This window comes from Oleiphilus sp. HI0128, assembly GCF_001635365.1.
The window spans coordinates 1-1,184 of record NZ_LWGG01001445.1 but is presented as its reverse complement, the minus strand read 5'-3'; the positions used below and the strand labels follow the sequence as shown (position 1 = coordinate 1,184).

Here is a 1,184-nt window from a genome sequence, read left to right as displayed (position 1 = left end):
AACTATTTGGCTGGTTTGGTGGCTATGGATTGGATGGAACGGCGGGTTGGATGGAGTCGATTGGATTATCGCCCGGTATCTTGATGGCAGGGCTTGCAGGGAGTGCCGAATTCTTCGCCGGTTTATTGCTGATAGTTGGCTTTTTGGTTCGTCCAGCGGCCTTGGTACTGGCAATCACTATGATTGTGGCGATTGTCACGGCTCACATTGAAAATGGATTTTTTATGGCAACTAACGGTTATGAGTTTGCGCTCGCATTACTGGTTATCAGCGCAACCTTAACGATTAGAGGTGCAGGTAGTTTGAGTATTGATAAGGCACTTTTATCGTACAAGACTGTTTAGCCAACACGTTGATTAATCAGATTCAGATAGTTAAGTGCGACTCAAAACATCGCACTTTGATAATCGTTATTGAGGTACAAGGTCATGGGCTTAATACAAGATGGGAAATGGGTTGATCAGTGGTATGACACGAGCGATAGCGGAGGTGAGTTTCGTCGCCAAGATAGTCGCTTCAGAAGTTGGTTGACCGCCGATGGTCAACCTGGCCCGCAGGGTGAGAAGGGGTTTAAGGCAGAGAAAGGCCGCTACCATTTGTATGTTTCGTTGGCGTGCCCATGGGCTCATCGCACGTTGATTTTTCGCCAGCTGAAGAATCTACAAGATTATATCGATGTGACGGTAGTCGACCCGATAATGTTAGAAAACGGTTGGGAAGTTACCGACCCGCTGTACGGTTTTCAATACGCTTACCAGCTTTACATGCGCGCTGATAGCCAATACGAGGGGCGGGTTACGGTACCGGTTTTATGGGATAAACAGACCCAAACGATTGTCAGTAATGAGTCGTCTGAAATTATTCGCATGTTTAACTCAGCCTTTAATCACCTAACTGGCAATACTGATGACTATTATCCAGAGGGCTTGCGTGAGTCGATTGATATGATTAACGAGCGAATTTATGACTGCATTAATAACGGTGTTTATCGTGCAGGTTTTGCGACGACGCAAGAAGCCTATGAAGACGCTTACCATCAATTATTTGATGCCCTAGATTGGGTAGAAGGCGTACTGTCTAAGCAGCGTTATCTGTGTGGATCAACACTAACCGAAGCTGACTGGCGTCTATTTACGACACTGATTCGATTCGACGCTGTTTATTTTGGACACTTTAAAACCAAT

Annotated in this window: 2 protein-coding genes; both read left to right on the top strand. The window is 45.7% G+C overall.

Translation table 11 applies throughout. The features are described 5' to 3' along the window. The coding region (locus tag A3763_RS23855) for a DoxX family protein (protein ID WP_068760640.1) at positions 1 to 344 on the top strand (344 nt) is incomplete at its 5' end. 84 nt (positions 345 to 428) lie between these two features. Beyond that, positions 429 to 1,184, top strand: a 756-nt coding sequence (locus A3763_RS23850) for a glutathione S-transferase family protein (protein WP_068760638.1), incomplete at its 3' end; no start/stop codon positions are given.